Origin of the sequence: Burkholderia sp. AU30280 (assembly GCF_020420125.1) — a bacterium.
Lineage (GTDB): Bacteria > Pseudomonadota > Gammaproteobacteria > Burkholderiales > Burkholderiaceae > Burkholderia.
In genome coordinates this window covers 192,736-207,670 of the sequence record NZ_JAIZRY010000005.1, presented here as the reverse complement: position 1 = coordinate 207,670, position 14,935 = coordinate 192,736, and the positions used below count along the sequence as shown (strand labels likewise).

19 protein-coding genes are annotated in these 14,935 nt (G+C 61.6%); 1 reads left to right on the top strand and 18 read right to left on the bottom strand.

Translation table 11 applies throughout. From position 1 onward, the window contains the following. Positions 1-4 precede the first annotated feature (4 nt). Together flgC and flgB are read right to left on the bottom strand one after the other, a co-directional pair. Complete coding sequence (gene flgC, locus LGN17_RS13790; protein WP_226197299.1) at positions 5-403, bottom strand: flagellar basal body rod protein FlgC; 399 nt, start codon at positions 401-403, stop codon at positions 5-7. Beyond that, the gene (gene flgB / locus LGN17_RS13785; RefSeq protein ID WP_226197298.1) at positions 403-771 is read right to left on the bottom strand and encodes a flagellar basal body rod protein FlgB; all 369 of its coding nucleotides are present in this window, start codon (positions 769-771) and stop codon (positions 403-405) included. The genes flgC and flgB overlap by 1 nt, the downstream gene beginning before the upstream one ends. 195 nt (positions 772-966) lie before the next feature. Between flgB and flgA the strand changes: the two genes are divergently transcribed. Then, positions 967-1,725, top strand: a complete 759-nt coding sequence (flgA, locus tag LGN17_RS13780) for a flagellar basal body P-ring formation chaperone FlgA (protein WP_226197297.1) — start codon at positions 967-969, stop codon at positions 1,723-1,725. 37 nt (positions 1,726-1,762) lie between these two features. Here flgA and LGN17_RS13775 read toward each other — a convergent pair whose 3' ends face one another. The 16 genes from LGN17_RS13775 to fliE all read right to left on the bottom strand — a co-directional run bounded on the left by LGN17_RS13775 (position 1,763) and on the right by fliE (position 14,927). Continuing rightward, positions 1,763-2,524 (bottom strand): glucosaminidase domain-containing protein, encoded by a 762-nt coding sequence (locus LGN17_RS13775; RefSeq protein ID WP_226197296.1) that lies wholly within the window; start codon positions 2,522-2,524, stop codon positions 1,763-1,765. Beyond that, positions 2,511-2,936: a hypothetical protein gene (locus LGN17_RS13770; protein ID WP_226197295.1), complete on the bottom strand. Its 426-nt coding sequence runs from the start codon at positions 2,934-2,936 to the stop codon at positions 2,511-2,513. Before LGN17_RS13770 ends, LGN17_RS13775 begins: the two co-directional genes overlap by 14 nt. Then, positions 2,933-3,220: a flagellar biosynthesis anti-sigma factor FlgM gene (locus LGN17_RS13765; protein ID WP_226197294.1), complete on the bottom strand. Its 288-nt coding sequence runs from the start codon at positions 3,218-3,220 to the stop codon at positions 2,933-2,935. Before LGN17_RS13765 ends, LGN17_RS13770 begins: the two co-directional genes overlap by 4 nt. 78 nt (positions 3,221-3,298) lie before the next feature. Further along, a complete protein-coding gene (locus LGN17_RS13760) occupies positions 3,299-4,324 on the bottom strand; it encodes a flagellar motor protein MotB (protein ID WP_226197293.1) in 1,026 nt (341 codons plus the stop codon). Next, positions 4,321-5,193 carry a flagellar motor stator protein MotA gene (motA, locus tag LGN17_RS13755; protein WP_226197292.1) on the bottom strand — a complete coding sequence of 291 codons (873 nt, stop codon included), beginning with the start codon at positions 5,191-5,193 and terminating at the stop codon, positions 4,321-4,323. Before motA ends, LGN17_RS13760 begins: the two co-directional genes overlap by 4 nt. 55 nt (positions 5,194-5,248) lie before the next feature. Further along, on the bottom strand, positions 5,249-5,977 hold the full coding sequence (locus tag LGN17_RS13750) for a FliA/WhiG family RNA polymerase sigma factor (RefSeq protein ID WP_226197291.1): 729 nt from the start codon (positions 5,975-5,977) through the stop codon (positions 5,249-5,251). A gap of 306 nt (positions 5,978-6,283) precedes the next feature. Continuing rightward, complete coding sequence (locus LGN17_RS13745; protein ID WP_226197290.1) at positions 6,284-7,426, bottom strand: flagellar hook-length control protein FliK; 1,143 nt, start codon at positions 7,424-7,426, stop codon at positions 6,284-6,286. Then, entirely contained in the window at positions 7,423-7,722 is a 300-nt protein-coding gene (locus tag LGN17_RS13740; protein WP_226197289.1) for a hypothetical protein, read from the bottom strand. The genes LGN17_RS13745 and LGN17_RS13740 overlap by 4 nt, the downstream gene beginning before the upstream one ends. A gap of 6 nt (positions 7,723-7,728) precedes the next feature. Next, positions 7,729-8,115 (bottom strand): flagellar export chaperone FliS, encoded by a 387-nt coding sequence (fliS, locus tag LGN17_RS13735; RefSeq protein ID WP_226197507.1) that lies wholly within the window; start codon positions 8,113-8,115, stop codon positions 7,729-7,731. Continuing rightward, positions 8,115-9,419, bottom strand: a complete 1,305-nt coding sequence (gene fliD / locus LGN17_RS13730) for a flagellar filament capping protein FliD (RefSeq protein ID WP_226197288.1) — start codon at positions 9,417-9,419, stop codon at positions 8,115-8,117. The genes fliS and fliD overlap by 1 nt, the downstream gene beginning before the upstream one ends. 72 nt (positions 9,420-9,491) lie before the next feature. Next, positions 9,492-9,956 carry a hypothetical protein gene (locus LGN17_RS13725; RefSeq protein WP_226197287.1) on the bottom strand — a complete coding sequence of 155 codons (465 nt, stop codon included), beginning with the start codon at positions 9,954-9,956 and terminating at the stop codon, positions 9,492-9,494. Continuing rightward, entirely contained in the window at positions 9,953-11,260 is a 1,308-nt protein-coding gene (locus tag LGN17_RS13720; protein WP_226197286.1) for a FliI/YscN family ATPase, read from the bottom strand. The genes LGN17_RS13725 and LGN17_RS13720 overlap by 4 nt, the downstream gene beginning before the upstream one ends. Then, complete coding sequence (locus LGN17_RS13715; RefSeq protein WP_226197285.1) at positions 11,257-11,934, bottom strand: FliH/SctL family protein; 678 nt, start codon at positions 11,932-11,934, stop codon at positions 11,257-11,259. The genes LGN17_RS13720 and LGN17_RS13715 overlap by 4 nt, the downstream gene beginning before the upstream one ends. Then, on the bottom strand, positions 11,931-12,983 hold the full coding sequence (locus LGN17_RS13710; RefSeq protein WP_226197284.1) for a flagellar motor switch protein FliG: 1,053 nt from the start codon (positions 12,981-12,983) through the stop codon (positions 11,931-11,933). The genes LGN17_RS13715 and LGN17_RS13710 overlap by 4 nt, the downstream gene beginning before the upstream one ends. After that, positions 12,967-14,607 (bottom strand): flagellar basal-body MS-ring/collar protein FliF, encoded by a 1,641-nt coding sequence (gene fliF, locus LGN17_RS13705; RefSeq protein ID WP_226197283.1) that lies wholly within the window; start codon positions 14,605-14,607, stop codon positions 12,967-12,969. Before fliF ends, LGN17_RS13710 begins: the two co-directional genes overlap by 17 nt. Beyond that, complete coding sequence (fliE, locus tag LGN17_RS36495; protein ID WP_319000824.1) at positions 14,607-14,927, bottom strand: flagellar hook-basal body complex protein FliE; 321 nt, start codon at positions 14,925-14,927, stop codon at positions 14,607-14,609. The genes fliF and fliE overlap by 1 nt, the downstream gene beginning before the upstream one ends. Positions 14,928-14,935: the final 8 nt, after the last annotated feature.

Sequence of the window (14,935 nt, the reverse complement as noted above, 5' to 3'; positions counted from 1 at the left end):
GTGTTCAGCCCTCACCCATGCGCAGCAGGTCATGCTGCATACCCTTGATGCGCGTGAGCACCTCTACGTTGGTGGAAAAAGCGCGCGATGCGGCCATCATGTCGGCCATTTCTTCGACGGCGCTGACGTTCGAGTAAAACACCATGCCGTTTTCATCTGCCAGCGGATGGCCCGGCTCATGTCGAGCAGCGAGCGCATCGTCGGTGGCAATCACATCCAGCACCTGCACGCGCGCACCACCGTTCTGGAACACCGACGCGAATACCGGTTTGCGCGCGCGGTACGCGGTTTCCTCGGTGCCGGAAGTACCTGCATTGGCAAGGTTGCTGGCAATGGTGTTGAGTCGCACGGTTTGTGCGAACAACGCCGAACCCGCGATCTGCGAAATTTCCTTGAAGCTCATCAGATATTCCCCGTGATGGCGGATCTCAGACCCTTGATTTTCATGTTGACGAACGTCAGGCTAGCCTGGAAATCCGCCGCGTTTTGTGAAAACGCCGCCTGTTCAACACCCAGTTCGACGGTGTTGCCATCTTGCGAGGGACTGCTGGGCACGCGGTACATCGGTTCATCGCCATCGAATTGCAGCGCGGCACCGAACGCATCGTTGCCGAGCACATAGCCGAGGCTCGTACGGAAGTCCAGATCGCGTGCCCGGTAGCCCGGCGTCGATTCGTTGGCCAAGTTCGATGCAAGGAGCTTGGTGCGTTCGGCGCGCACTTTGAGCGCAGCCGAATGTACGCCAAGTGCTTGTTCGAGATTCAATCCCATAGTGGCGGCTTGCCTCCGGAAAGTGCCACGCGGTTGATACCGGGCAGCGGTTGAGTCATAGACCGGGTGGAGGTTACGGGCTAGCGAACGTTGCAACGAAGAGGTTTTACAGAACTTGAACACGGCGCTCGAGAGTTCGCTACAGCCGCGCGGCACCCTATAATCGAGCGACATTCAGTTCAAGAAAAGGATGCGATGCCTCCGACACACTCCCTCAGGCAGCCGATCGAGCATGTGGTGCTGGCAGCAGTAATCGCAGGGTTGGCGATGCCGCTTGCGGCAATTGCGCAGGCGCCGACTCCCGCCACGGCGCACCGAGGCGATCCGGCCGTCCCGCAGGTCGAGAAAGCGGCCCTGACGTGGCTTGCGCGCTATGTTGCCAATCACGCATTGACCGCCCCCCATGTTTCAGTCGCCGTGTCGTCCCCGCGCCGACCCGCCCCGCCGTGCAGCGAGCCCTATGAAATCGCCGCGACCGACACCAAGGCGCTGACGCGCATGCGTTTTTCCGTGCGCTGCAAGGGGGAACCGCGCGCCACGACCTATCTGGTGAAGGCTCGCATCGACACGCCAGTGCTGGTAGCGGCAACAGCGTTGCGCTCCGGCCACACGCTCAACGAAGCGGATTTCAAGCAGGATGTCCGTGACTTTGCACTCACCCCCGATGCGTTGACCGTTCCCGCCCTTGCTGTTGGGCGCGTGCTGCGTCGCACGGTAAAGGCCGGTCAGGTGATCCAGGCGCGGCTACTGAATGGCGCGGAAACCATCCGCCGCGGCCAAACGGTACAAATAGAGGCTAATTCCGGGCCGATACGAGTGTCCGTGCCCGGCACCGCCATGCAGAATGGTGCGGTCGACGAGGTTATCCGCGTGAAAAACGCGAGCACTGGCAAGGTGATCTTCGCGCGGGTGACCGGTGCCGCCACTGTCGAGCCGGTCGGCGTTACGAAGTAGAGGTAATTCGGCCGCCGGCACCCGGCCACGAGGAACGTCAGCGAACCATCCGCTTGACCTGCCCTACCATTTCCACAAGCTTGGTCGCGTAGGCAGGATCGGTCGCGTAACCACCGCGCTTGAGTGCGCTGGCGAATGTGCTTGCGTCGTCGCCTACGTTGCGCACGCCGGCATAGCGGGGCGAATCGCGCAGCAGCTTGGCGTAATCGTGGAACGCGCCGCTATAGCTCTCGTACGCGCGGAAGTGGTCGACCATCTTCACAGCCGAACCGTTCACATACTCGGTGGTGACGGCAGGAGCCGACTCGCCCACCCATCCGCCAGCCGATTTGATACCGAACAGGTTATGCGTGGTCTCGCCGCGTACGTTCTTCAGCGGTTTGCTGCCCCAGCCGGATTCAAGCGCTGCGTGCGCGGCAATCAGTTCCGGTGCCGCACCAATCATCGCACCTGCACGACGAGCGTGCGGCATGATCTCGGCCAGAAAGGCCTGCTGATCCGACTCGGCGAAGTTCGGCCCCGTCGCAGGAGCGCCGTCTCTCAAGACACCCTGCTGCGGCTTCGCGAGCGCTTCCGCGCGGGCTCGCATCATATTGGTCCACGTTGCCGCCTGCGACGAAAGGTGCGGCTCGATCGAGCGGCCAAAACCGTTGCGGATATTGCCGCAGATATCGCGATTCAGCGACGCGTACAACGAACCAAAGCCCGCCGCAGTCTCGTGTGCGGACGCAACGGGGGAGGGAGTGCGGGCAATCGGTCCCGGCGCGGCGGGCACGAATGCGACGTTAGGTCGGAACATAGTTGTGGCGTTCTCCGTACATCAGGCGCTGCATCACCTCATACTGCGCGACCAAGAGGCCGCTGTTGCGCCGAGTGAGGGCTTGGCAGCGCGCAGCAAGCAGCTTCACTTCCTCACACCGCTCGACGAACGATGCCCGTTGCATTGCGTGCCTGTCGTCGGCCAATAGCCGCCCGCCAAGTGCCAGCACCGCACCCCGCACCTGGCCGAGCCGCTCAATGCGGTAGCGATGCCGCATGTCGATCGCATCGGCCTCCGCTGCGATCACACCAGCGAGCACGCCAAGCCTCACGGTATCGAGTTGCAGCGCCGCCGCAAACTGATCCTCCAGAAGTTGCACAAGCCTGCGGTAGCCGACGCAGTCGGCGATAACATCCACGAGCAGTTGGTGAAGGGAACCCGTTCCCGTCATTCACCACCTCCGTGATAGCGTTGAATCGTCCCCGCAAGCTTGCAGGCATCGAACCGAATTTTTCCGGCAGCCAGTGCGGCCCGAACGCGAGTCACGCGAGCCAGATCGATTTCCGGCGTCTCGTCCAGCGCGGCGCGTGCTGCGTCCAGCACCATCCGATCACGGGTCTTTTCGTGCACCAACTCAGTTGACGCCACAGTACGCTTGTGGCGCGCCCCCTCGGAACGCTGTACGCTTTCCGCTCCATTGACTGCGGCGTGTGCCGCCAGATTAGCAATTCGCATGATGTCACCCTAGGGCCGCGCGGCCCTGAAAATTGTTACCATCCTCACTCCTTCAGAACGAGCAAGCGGATCGATCTGTTAAGTCCTTTTTTTGTCGAGCTTGACACCGACTTCCGCACCGACTCGGCCCGCGTCAGGATCGCCGGCCGACGTGGCGTTAATGCCCGGCGTCAGCGGTACTACTTGGCCGGTTGGGCCGAACATTGCGCAGATAGCGCGGGCGCGCTCCGGTGTCAGCACCAAAAATTCAATTCGTCGATTGATCGCGGCGCGAGGATTGTTCACCAGCGGCGCCCGGTCGGCCATGCCGATCACTTGCATCACTTGCTCGGAGTTCACGCCTCCCTGCAACACCCACGACCGCGCGGACATCGCGCGATCCACCGACAGATCCCAGTTCGAACGCGAGCCGGAGTCCGAGTTGCGATACGGCACCGAATCAGTGTGCCCCATTACGAACAGCGGATTGCCGATCGAGCCCATGAGCGCACCCAGCTTGATCAGCATCGGCCGAAACGGCTCGGAAGGTACCGCACCACCGGTGACGAACACGCCGCGCTCTTCGGTATCGTGCAGCATGACCCGGAGGCCCATTGGCGTAACAATCGCTTGAACGTTGTCGAGCACCCCTGCGTCCTTGCCGAGCTTGCGCACACGCTCGGCAAGCGCGGCCATCGCCTCGCGGCTGTCCGCCATCGGCTGGTCGCGCTTTACGTCGCTGGACCCCTCGTCCGCGATGTGCGAAGCCAAAGTGTCCTGCGACACGCGAGTATTCAGTCCCAACGGAGCACCGGCCGACATGTCCGAGTCGTCGTCGTACAGCGCACTGTCGACCATTGCGTCCATTTTTCGGCGCGTCTCCTCGTCGCGCGCACTGAGCGCCCACAACAACATGAACACACACAGCAGTGCGAGGCAGAAATCAGCGAACGCGACTTTCCAGCCACCGCCATGATCGTCGTCATAGTCGCGCCGCAGCGGGCGTTTGACGACCAAGTCGACCGGGGCCGTGCGGCGTTCACCTCGCTTGGCAGGATTAGCCGTCGCGGGGGCGACGGGCGCGTCTTCAGTTGGGACGCTTACGTGGGTGCTATCAAAGCTCATTCACGCCCCGCGTCCAATTGCCCGATCCAGCCCTCGAGCTGCGCGAAGCTTGGCTTGCAGGCCGGTTGCATCATGCGACGGCCTGCATCGATCGCCAGCAGCGGTGGCTTGCCGCCAGCAAAGGCCACCAGTATCACTTTCATGCATTCCATTTCCGACATCTCAGCCTTCATCGCCTGCTTGATCAGGTTCGACAGCGGATCCAAAACGCCATAACAGAAGAAAATGCCGATAAGAGTCCCAATCATGGCGGCTGCGACATTCTCGGCCAGTTCGGCCGCGCTGGCGCCATCTCCAAGTCTGCCCATGGCAATCACCACGCCCAGTACTGCAGCCACAATGCCAAAGCCGGGCATGGCTTCCGAAATCTTTTTGAGCGAGCGCGATGGCAACTCAATGTTCTCTTGAATGGCAACCAGCTCCTGCTCGAGCACACTTTCCAGCTCGTGTGAGCTGATCTTCCCCATCGCCATCAAGCGAAGGTTGTCGACGATAAAGGTAAGCAGCTCGGGGCCCTGTAGCACCAGCGGGTAGCGCTGGAACAGCCGGCTTTCGTGCGGGTTCTCAACGTGGTTGTCGAGCGCCTTGAGGTCTCTGCCAATGTTCAATAGCTCATACATCAGCAGCAGCTGCTGGCGCTGGAGTTCCTTGTTGGCCGTGCGCTTGCGCCTGCCCATTACCTTGCGCAATTGCTTGCCCATCTCGACTAGCACGTGGCGCGAATTGCCAAGCACCAACGCACCAACCGCCGAGCCGACGACGATCAACAATTCGACAGGCTGCCAGAGCTTGCGGAAATCGCCCCCCATGAATATGAAGCCGCCGAATACGCAGCCAAGCACGATCAAAATTCCAAATATCTGTTGCATGATTCCTTCCCGACCTGGGCGCCGTCCGATGGGAGCGGCACAATATTCTTCAATGTCAATGCTGAGCGAGGCGCTTGCGCATCTTGACCAGAGCGCTCTTGTTGATCTGACAGACTCGAGCCCGCGTCAGGCCCAGCACCGCCCCGATCTCCGCTTGACTCAGATCGAATTCGTAATAAAGCTGGATAATCTGCTGCTCGCGCGCATCGAGCACGCCTAGCGCCTGTTCAAGCGAGTGGCGCAGCATGGCCCGGTGTTCAAGGCCGTCGCTGCCGCCGCACTCGTACCGTTCCGCGTCTTCTTCCAGCAAGGCGTCAAAACTGACAAACTCTTGTGCGCAGTCGTCCAGTTGCAACTGTTCGTATTCGTCGTCGCCGATTTTCAGCGCGTTGCACACTTCTTCTTTCGTAGGATCGCGGCGCAGTTCCCGGCGTAGTGCGCGCTCAGTGCTGCGCAGACGGTGAGCACCTTGGCGTGCTGAGCGCGGCCGCCAGTCCTGGCGCCGCAGTTCGTCCAGAATCGCGCCCCGCACGCGAAATAGAGCAAAATGCTCGAATTCATCATCGGGCTCACCATAGCGACGCAGCGCTTCGAGCAGGCCCATCAGCCCGAGTTGCTCAAGGTCGCAGGCCTCCATCGCCCCGCCTGCCTGCGACGCGAGCTTGCGCACGATGCGCTTCACCAGCGGCGCATACTGCGTCATCCAGCGCGCCTCATCAGCGGGGGACAACGTCTGGTTTTCGCGCTGTACACTTTGGTATTCGGTGTAGATCGTTGCAGTCATCGTATTCGGTCCATCATGACCCTCGTTACTGTCACGTTACGAGAGCGTGCGATCGGTGCCGCAGCCCAATGCTCGTATTCCCAATTGAGCAATGCCGCTGATTCGAGCAATTCCATGCGTTGCACATCGACCTGCGTTCGCGGGGCCGATACGCTTCGGACCGTCGCGCACAGCGCCGGAAAGAATTCGCGCGACTTGCGTCGCGTCGCTGGCCGAAAGCTGTAGATCCGGCATCAGATTGGACGGCCGCGTATTGCTCTCGTTGCCGTGCATTCCGGTTCATGTCGTCACCCTCGTCAAGTACGCTCATTCGCGATCCGCCAATTCGAATGACGAATCGCCGCCTGCGGAAGCCAACCCGCCACCAGGCCCTCGCGTGGACACATCGTCACCTGGGTGACGCTCGCGGCCGCCCGAGCCGCTCGCCTCCCCATAGCCTTGCCGACCCGCCGAGACCTGCACGGTCACTTCGCCACCATGTCGCGCGCAGAGATCCTGGCGCAAGCTTTCTCCGATCGCCTGCAACTGGAAAACGACCTCGGGATGAGTGGCTGACAAGTGAACTGCCATGCCGTTGGCGGCCTGGCGTAATTCGATGCGTATCGATCCGTTCGAACCCGGCTCGAGTCGGATCACGGCTTGGCGCATGCCCTGAGCCATTTGCACGCTCAGGCGCTCTCCCAGCGCGTCGATCAGCCTCTGCTGAGGCGCGGTCGGCGTACCCGTTGCCGGTACCGATGCCGCTTCCGTCAATCGTTCGGCTTGGGTTGCGCCGGTGGCTACCTCGAAGTCGAGCGTGACCGCAGATGGCCCGGTTGGAGCGGTTGCGTCGCCGTCCGCGAGCAGGCCGAAGATCTGCGAAACGTGTGTCGTCGAGAGATTCATGCATTGGTTCAACAGCGCCCCAGGTACCGCACTCGACCGCCGGTCGAACAGACGCGCGGCCAGCATGGGCGCGATCGGCTCCTTCGCATCAACTTGCCGCAAAGGCACCTGCTCGACCGCACCACGCCGGTACAAGTCCGTTGGCTTCAACATCCTATGCGTATGTGCCGGCAACGAAACGATCGTGGAAAGGCGTTGCATTACCATGATGGCAACCGGTGTGTCGCTTGTGGTCGGGTCCGGTGCGACAGCGTCGACTGCACGTGCGTCCAGCGCCTGCATAAGGTCAGGTGCGGCCGCCGCGCCCTCCCGCACCGACGTCATGTCGCTAGCCGGCAGTTCGAATTCAGGCGCTCGCGCCAGTGCCGACCCCGCATTCAGCACCGCCACCGGCTCCGCCGCGGCGTCTGTGCCGTCGTCCAATCCGGAGCCCTCCACCAGCAAGGACTCGAATTCATCCGCTAACACGGGACGCTGCACGCTGAGCGCTGAAGCCAGCACGGCACTACCGTCGGTTGCTGCTGCAGGTGCAAGGTCGGCTATTGCCGAAAGACCTCTCATCATGGCTGGCTCCCTTGAGCGGCATAGGCCTGCCAGACTCCGCGGCGATCATTCAGATCGTTCATCGCCTCGATCAGCCGTTCAGATTCAATTTCCAATAACGAAATTGCGACGCGATGCGCAATCGTCAGAAGTCGCAGTGCTTCCAGCTCAGCAACGGTCAACGCGGCTCCGGTTGCCATGTTGCTCACGATATCGTGTACTTCAACGTTCAAGCACACCAGCGCGTCGAAATCGCACTTCGCAATCGCTTGTCGTACGCGCATCGCAAGTCGTAGCACATAGTCGCTCTGGTCCATGGTCTATCATCCGAATCGTTGATCGACGCCTTCCCAAGCCGCACGCAGCGTGCGGATCAGCATCGCGACTTCATCGATGAGGCGTGGATTTAGAGAGAGGCCGGCTTCATTCAAGCGTACCGTGCAGTACTCGTACAGTCGGGCAAGGTTGGCGACGACCTCGCTGCCGGCGTCGAAATCGAGTGCACTGGTCAGACCATGCAGCATGCCGATGCACTTATTCAGGCTGTTACCCTTCTCTTCGTAGCGTTCAGCTTCGATATGGGCGCGCGCGCGCGCCATCTCGTCGAGCAGGCCATCCATCAGCACAATCACCAACCGCACCGGCGACGCACTTGCCGCCTCGCTCGCCAGGTTCGTCGTCTGATAATCGCCATAACCATGTCGAGTCATCATTTCTTGTTTCCGCTAAGGAGGTCGTCAAGCAACTGCTTCGTGTATTCCATCCGCTTCTGCAGTTCCGCCACGCGCGTGAACTGGGTCAGATACCGGCCATATACCTGACGGTATTGGACTTCGAGCGAGCGCTCCTTTTTCTTTAACGATTGCTCAATATGCTCAGCGGACTCCTGACGGCGCTTGACCTGACCATCGACGGACGAGGTCCATGTCTTCAGATAGGCATCCATGCGCGCAACGACACCCTTCTCAGCATCGGCAAACAGAGCGTCGAGGCCGTTTGGATTCTTGGCCACCGCGGCGTTCAGCTTGCCCGTATCGAGCGACAGCTTGCCGGCACGGTCCGCTGAGATGCCATAGTCCAACATCCGACTCTCGCCCACTGTGGAGCGCAACAGGGCGTTCATCCGCTGCTGGAGGTTGCGCACACCGGCATCGCCGACGAACGGCCCTGCGCTGGACGGATCGTCAGGGTTGACCTTCGTCAACTCGGCCAGTACGCCCATTGCTTTGTTGTATGCATCGACAAACGCCTGCACGGCGTCGGTCGTGCCGCCCTGATCAAGCTTGATATCGACCAACAATGGTGCATCGCCTTGGGCCATCGACTGCTTGAACGTGACGGACACGCCCTGAATGCCGGTGAAAGTGTTGCCGGATTGCTTGATGTCGACGCCGCTCTCCCCGCCAAGCTTAAATATGGCGTCTCGTGCAATCGACAGTTCGTCCGGCGGACCCGCCAGGACAGCGGACAGCGCTGAATCTCTGATGCCGCTCGTGTCGAGTGAAATAGCACCGGCCTCGCCGGTCCCGCCTGAGGTAAGTACGAGACGCTGCTCGCCTTCGATCGTTACGATCGACGCGGATACCTTGCCCTTGTTGTCGACGGCCTGATTGATCGCACGAGCCAGTTCGGCCGGCGACACGTTGCCGCTCGCGTCGGCGTTCGCCGCCGATAGGTCAATCCTGAACGATTCGCCGTTCGCAAGTGCTATCCCGAGTGTGCCCGCGTCCTTGGCACCGTATGACGAGAGACCCTTGAAGGCCACCTGATGCGCAGACGCGAGCTGCTTGACGAAGAACGTGTAACGACCGGGCTGCGCACTAGCCGCCGCTGTGGCTTCGCCCAGCGCCGAGTTCGACAGCAAGGCCTTTTGTTTGACGATGCCATCAACACCGGACAAGCCCTTCAACGCGGTCTGAAACGAACTCAATGCGCCTTGTAACCGGGTGAGCCCCGCCTGGGCAATCGCGTTGCCCGCTTTCTGGCTCTTCAGGCGCTGAACTGCATTCAGCATGTACTTTTCGGTAAGCTCCTTGGCGCTTACCACTGGGTCTCCAATACTGCCGAACATGGCGTCCTCGCTTGATCAGAATGGGTTGAATATCGAACGTCGCTGCGACAGCCGCCTGCGCAGCCATGCCTGGGACGCCTGTTGGTCTTCGAGTTTGCGATCGCGTGCGCGCTTCTCAAGTTCGAGCCCATCGAGCTTCTTGCTGCGAACCCGATCGATCTGCTCGTACCGCAGGCGTGCGCGGCACAGATCCGCGCGCAGGCCCGCGAGCAATGCTTCGTGCTTTGCCAATTGATGCTGATGTAGACGAATCAGATTCGCGATCGCGGAGCGATAGCGCGCACCGTTCATTGCGTGCTCGGGATGTACTTGCGTACCGGTGTCAACGCTTTGCATCAGCAAAGTCATCTGCGAAATATGATGGCGATAGCGAGCGCCTTCCGCGTCGCGTGCGGCGACATCGACTTTCAGCCGATCCACTTCCTTCGCGCGCATCGAAACGAGGTGCGATAGTCCGGCAACGACATGGCGGGCGTTCATGCGGCAATCTCCGTCAGAATATCCAGCGTCGCCTGGCGCGATGCGGCCTCGTCCTGCGCCTGACACAGGAAAGCTTCGATCCGGTCGTGCATCTTCACGGCGTGATCGGTAACAAGATCCGCGCCGGCAACGTAGCCCCCCAGCGGGATCAGCTCACGAACATTGGCGTAGCGCGACATCATTTGCTTCACCTTGCGTACCGCATCGATCTGCTCGCGCGGCGCCACGAGTGACATGCAGCGACTGACCGAGCGCAGCACGTCGATCGCCGGGTAATGGCCCTCGGAGGCGAGGTCGCGCGATAGCATGATGTGGCCATCAAGAATCGCACGCGCCGTGTCGACCACCGGATCCTGCTCGTCGTCGCCTTCAGCCAACACGGTGTAGATGGCACTCATGCTGCCTGCACCTTCGCCGTTGCCCGCGCGCTCCACCAAGCGCGGCAACATGCCGAACACCGAGGGCGGATAGCCACGTGTGGCAGGCGGCTCGCCCAGCGCCAGCGCGATTTCTCGCTGCGCCATCGCGTAACGGGTGAGGGAATCGATCATCAGCAGCACATCATTACCGGCATCGCGAAAGTGTGCGGCAATGGCGTGACACAGCTCCGTCGCCATCAAACGCATCAGCGGGGATTCGTCCGCCGGTGCGACCACGACGATGGCTTTGGACAAGCCTTCGGGGCCAAGCGAGTGCTCGATAAACTCCCGCACCTCGCGGCCACGCTCGCCGATCATGCCAACCACCACCACATCGGCCGCGGTCTGACGCGCGATCATGCCCAGTAGCACGCTCTTGCCAACGCCACTGCCAGCAAAAAGGCCAACGCGCTGCCCTCGGCCCAACGTCAGCATGCCGTCAATCGCGCGCACGCCTACGTCCATTACGCCCTCCACCGGCTGCTTGCGCAGCGGGTTCACGCGCGGGGCAGCCAGATCGAGCACGGCGTCGCCGACGAGCGGCCCGCGGTCATCGATCGGTTCTCCTAGACCATCGACGATGCGGCCCCGCCATGCAGCGCCGATCGACAGCATGCGCGCGCCGTTATCGCCAAACACGCGCGCGCCCGCAGCCAAACCCTCCGCGGGCCTGAAGGGCATCAGATACGACACGCCTTCCCGAAAGCCGACCACTCGGGCGTCGAGCCAGTCATTCGAAGCGGTTTCGATACGTGCTAGCTGACCGGTTTCGAATGCATAGCCGGTCACTTCAAGCAAGAGGCCAGAGACGGCGGACAAGCGTCCTACCGGCCTTGCGACGGGCACATCGCCAAGGTCGAGCTTGCCGAGTACGGAATTGTTCATGCTGGCGCTCCGTCCGATTCCTCGGCATGGGCATACGCGAGCTGCGAGGCAATCCGTTCGATGCAGGCGACAAGGCGCTGACCGCAGCCCGCGTCCATTTCGATGTCATCGGCCCGCACGCGGCATTCGCCAGGCTCGAGCCGGTCGTCCGGCACCAGTTGCCAGCCATGCACTCGGTCCGGTGCCGCTTGAGCCAGGCGCGCGTAATCGGCCGGGTTCAGCCGCACGCTGACGGATTCGGGCGATTTAGTCAGCGTGCCGACGGCCTCATCCACAAACGCGAGGATCCGCTCGGGACGGGTTTCAAGCTCCGCACGCACGACCTGACGGGCAACATCGCCAACAAGCTCAGCCACTTCGCTGCGCACCTTGGCTCGATACGCTTGCTGCACACGCTGGAAGCCACGCACCAGCGCGTCGACCGGTGCTACCAGCGCATCGAACCCGGAACGGACATCGCGGCGTGCGCCTTCGGCGCCGACTCGTTCGCCCGCGGCAAAGCCGTCCGCATAGCCCGCTTGTCGAGCTTCGTCGAGCAACTCTCCGGTCGGAGGCGCGTGCAGTTGCTCAGAGAGCAGGTCTACCTCTTCGGGTGCGGCGAATTCGCCGCACCGCTCGCTTGCCGCGCGGATGCGCGCTAACGAGGGAAATGCATAGCGTCGGTACGTCCTCATCGAAGTTCTTCCTCCGCCACGAGCCGAAGTTCGATGGCGCCGTCGTCGGCGAGTCCTCGGATGATGTCCATGATTTCGCGGCGAGCCGATTCAACTTTGCTCGGGAGTGCGGGTTCCGTCCGGCGCAACATTTCCTCGAAAGCCTGCACTGCACGCCGCGGCATCGAGCGCAACAATGCGTCGCGCACAGCTGGGTCGGCGCCCTTAAGCGCCACCCCCCACAGCGCCGTGTCGACATGTTCGAGAATGACGGAGATCACCTCGTCATTCTGGTTCGCGATTACCGCAAAATCGTAGATGAGGTCTTCCACCGCAGCCACCAACTCCGGGTCTCGAGCACGCAGGATTTCAACCATCTGAGTGCGGTCCCTCGGCATACGGTTAATGATGTCGGCGGCCTGCCGCACACCTTCGACGGCCGTGCTCTGTGTACCAAGGTTGGCGACGCAAGAGTCGACCACGTCTTCCAGGTCTCGCAGCAGGTCATGATCAATCTCGGTCAGACGCGCGATATCGAGCAAGACTTGCTCGCGCCGCGCTTCGGGCAATGCCTGAATCACCCGGCTCGCCTGCTCAGGCGGCAAGAAGGCAAGGAACATGGCTTGCATGCGTACGTGCTCATCGCGCAGGCGGTCGGCAAGCCATTGCGGCTGTGCCCACTGCAGGCGCGCCATTTTTGGGCCTATCGCGTCACCGTAAATCTTGTTGAGCACGCTGTTAGCCACCACACCGCCGAGCGCCATCTCCAGGGAGCGCTGCAAGAACGAGCGCGAAGCACCGCGTACGCCGCTCTGCTCGCGAAAATTTGCGAAAAAGCGCTCGATGGTGTTCTGCACAGCGTCCACCTTGACGCCCTGCATACGTGACATGGCGAGTGTCACGTCCAGCAACTCCTCGCGCGACAGGCATCGCAGCACGCCTGCCGCAGCTTCCTCGCCGATGCTGAGCAGGATGATGGCAGCACGCTCCACCGCCGCAAGACTCTGGGCTGGCGGGTCTCCCGTTATGGCGGTGTCCACGGTCGCTGGTACGTCAATTGGTGTGCTCATCGTCTCGAATCCAGGGTTTGATGACTTCGGCAACGCGCTCAGGATCCTGAGCTGCCAGATGCTTCAGGTGTGCGATCAGCACGTCCGCGCCGGAGCCAATCGGCGGGAGATTCGCGTCGGCCAGCAGCAGGGGCTGCGTGTCGGCGGCTGCCTCAAGAGCCGGTGCTTCCGGGCCGCCAGATATAGTGTTGGCGCCCTGTGACTGCGGATCGCGCCCGCCGTTAGCCCAAATGCGAAGCACCTTAAGCAACGGTCGAAAGATGAATACGAACGCGAGCAGCGCACCCACTGCCCATGCTGCCCAAGTACCAATCGTCGCGAGGTTGTCGGGCTGCTTCCACCACGGCTGCAATTCGGTCACCCGCGTGCCGCGGAAGTCCAGCGACGATACCGTCAGCGCATCGTCCCGGTCGGCATCGATGCCCAAGCCGTTGCGCAGGATTGTGTCCACCTGCGCAAGTTGCGCTGGTGCCCACGCTTTTCCACCTCCGGGCGCGGCGGCATTGTTCAGAACCACCGCAACGTTCAGGCGCTTGACGCGCACGGGACTGCGCTTGATCTGCACGACATTGCGGTCGTAAGCGTATTGGCGTGTCTGCGCGTTCTTGGCCGAGTGTGGCGCTTCGGGCATGCTGGCAGTCGACGGCGGTGCCGGGCGGTTCGACAACGAACCTGGTACACCTAACGCGGCCTGACCGATGTCCTTCTCGTCGCGAATCGCTTCCTGTGTAACCTTCGGGGCCTCGCCGTATTGCTCGCGGGTTTCTTCCACGCGATCGTGGTCCAACTCGACAGCAACGCTCGCGCGAAAGTTGCCGTCACCCAACACAGGCGTGAGCAACTCGCGAATATTGCGCAATACCTGTTCACGCATTTGCGCACCCAATTCGCTGTCGAGTGTGGAATGTCCCAACACGGCATCGATTTGCGCGGACAGATGATTGCCGGACTGGTCTATCACCGTCACGCGGGCCGCGTCTAGGTTTGCCACGCTGCCCGCTACCAGCGCGACTATCGAGGCAATCTGCTCCTTATTCAGCTTACGGTTGGGTTTGAGCGTGAGCACTACCGATGCCGAACTCTTGTCGCCATCGCCAAGAATGAACGAAGCCGACTTGGCAATCGACAGATGCACACGAGCCGACGACACCGGCTCAAGCGCCATAATGCTCTGCGTCAGTTCGCCCTCGAGGCCACGCCGAAAGCGGACGTCCTGCACGAACTGACTGACGCCCAGCGGATCGCTCTTGTCCACCTGCTCCAGCCCCTCCGGCAATTTGCCTACCACGCCCTTGGCGGCCAGCATCATGCGCGCAGCACCGAGCTTCTGCTCCGGCACCAGCACCTGGCCACTGTCCGGGTGGATACGGTACGGAATGCCTTCGGCGTCCAGCGCGGCCATCATGTCGGCGGCAAGCACTGCTTCTTGGGAGCCAAAAAGCGGTTTGTAGCGCGAGTCCTGACGATGCATCAGCATCATGGTCAGCGCGGCCAAGCTAATCGCCAGGATGACGATAGGCGCCAGTTTGGAAAGCGCCGCGGGGGACGGCAACCGGAAATGGCCACGAGGCGCGAAGCGCGCAATGTGAGCCTTGACTTGAGCAAGCACGTTTGCGGTCCTCATCAAACCTGCATCTTGATGATGTCGTCAAACGCACTCATGACCTTGTTGCGCACCTGGATCATCGTGGAGAAGGACAGGCTTGCCTGCTGGCTGGCAAGCATCGCACCTACGAGGTCATCGCTGAGGCCCGTCTCCACGGCGGTGACAAGGTCGTCGGCATGATGTTGTTGCGCATCCGTGCTACGCACGGCCCGCTTGAGTAAATCGGCGAAGCCTCCTGCGATGTCGGAAGAGGGGGCTTCGTTTATCGGGTCATCGTTGTTTGGGATGGCGGATTGGCGAATCGAATCGAGCATCGCGCTCGAGAGGTCGACATTCATGACGGCTC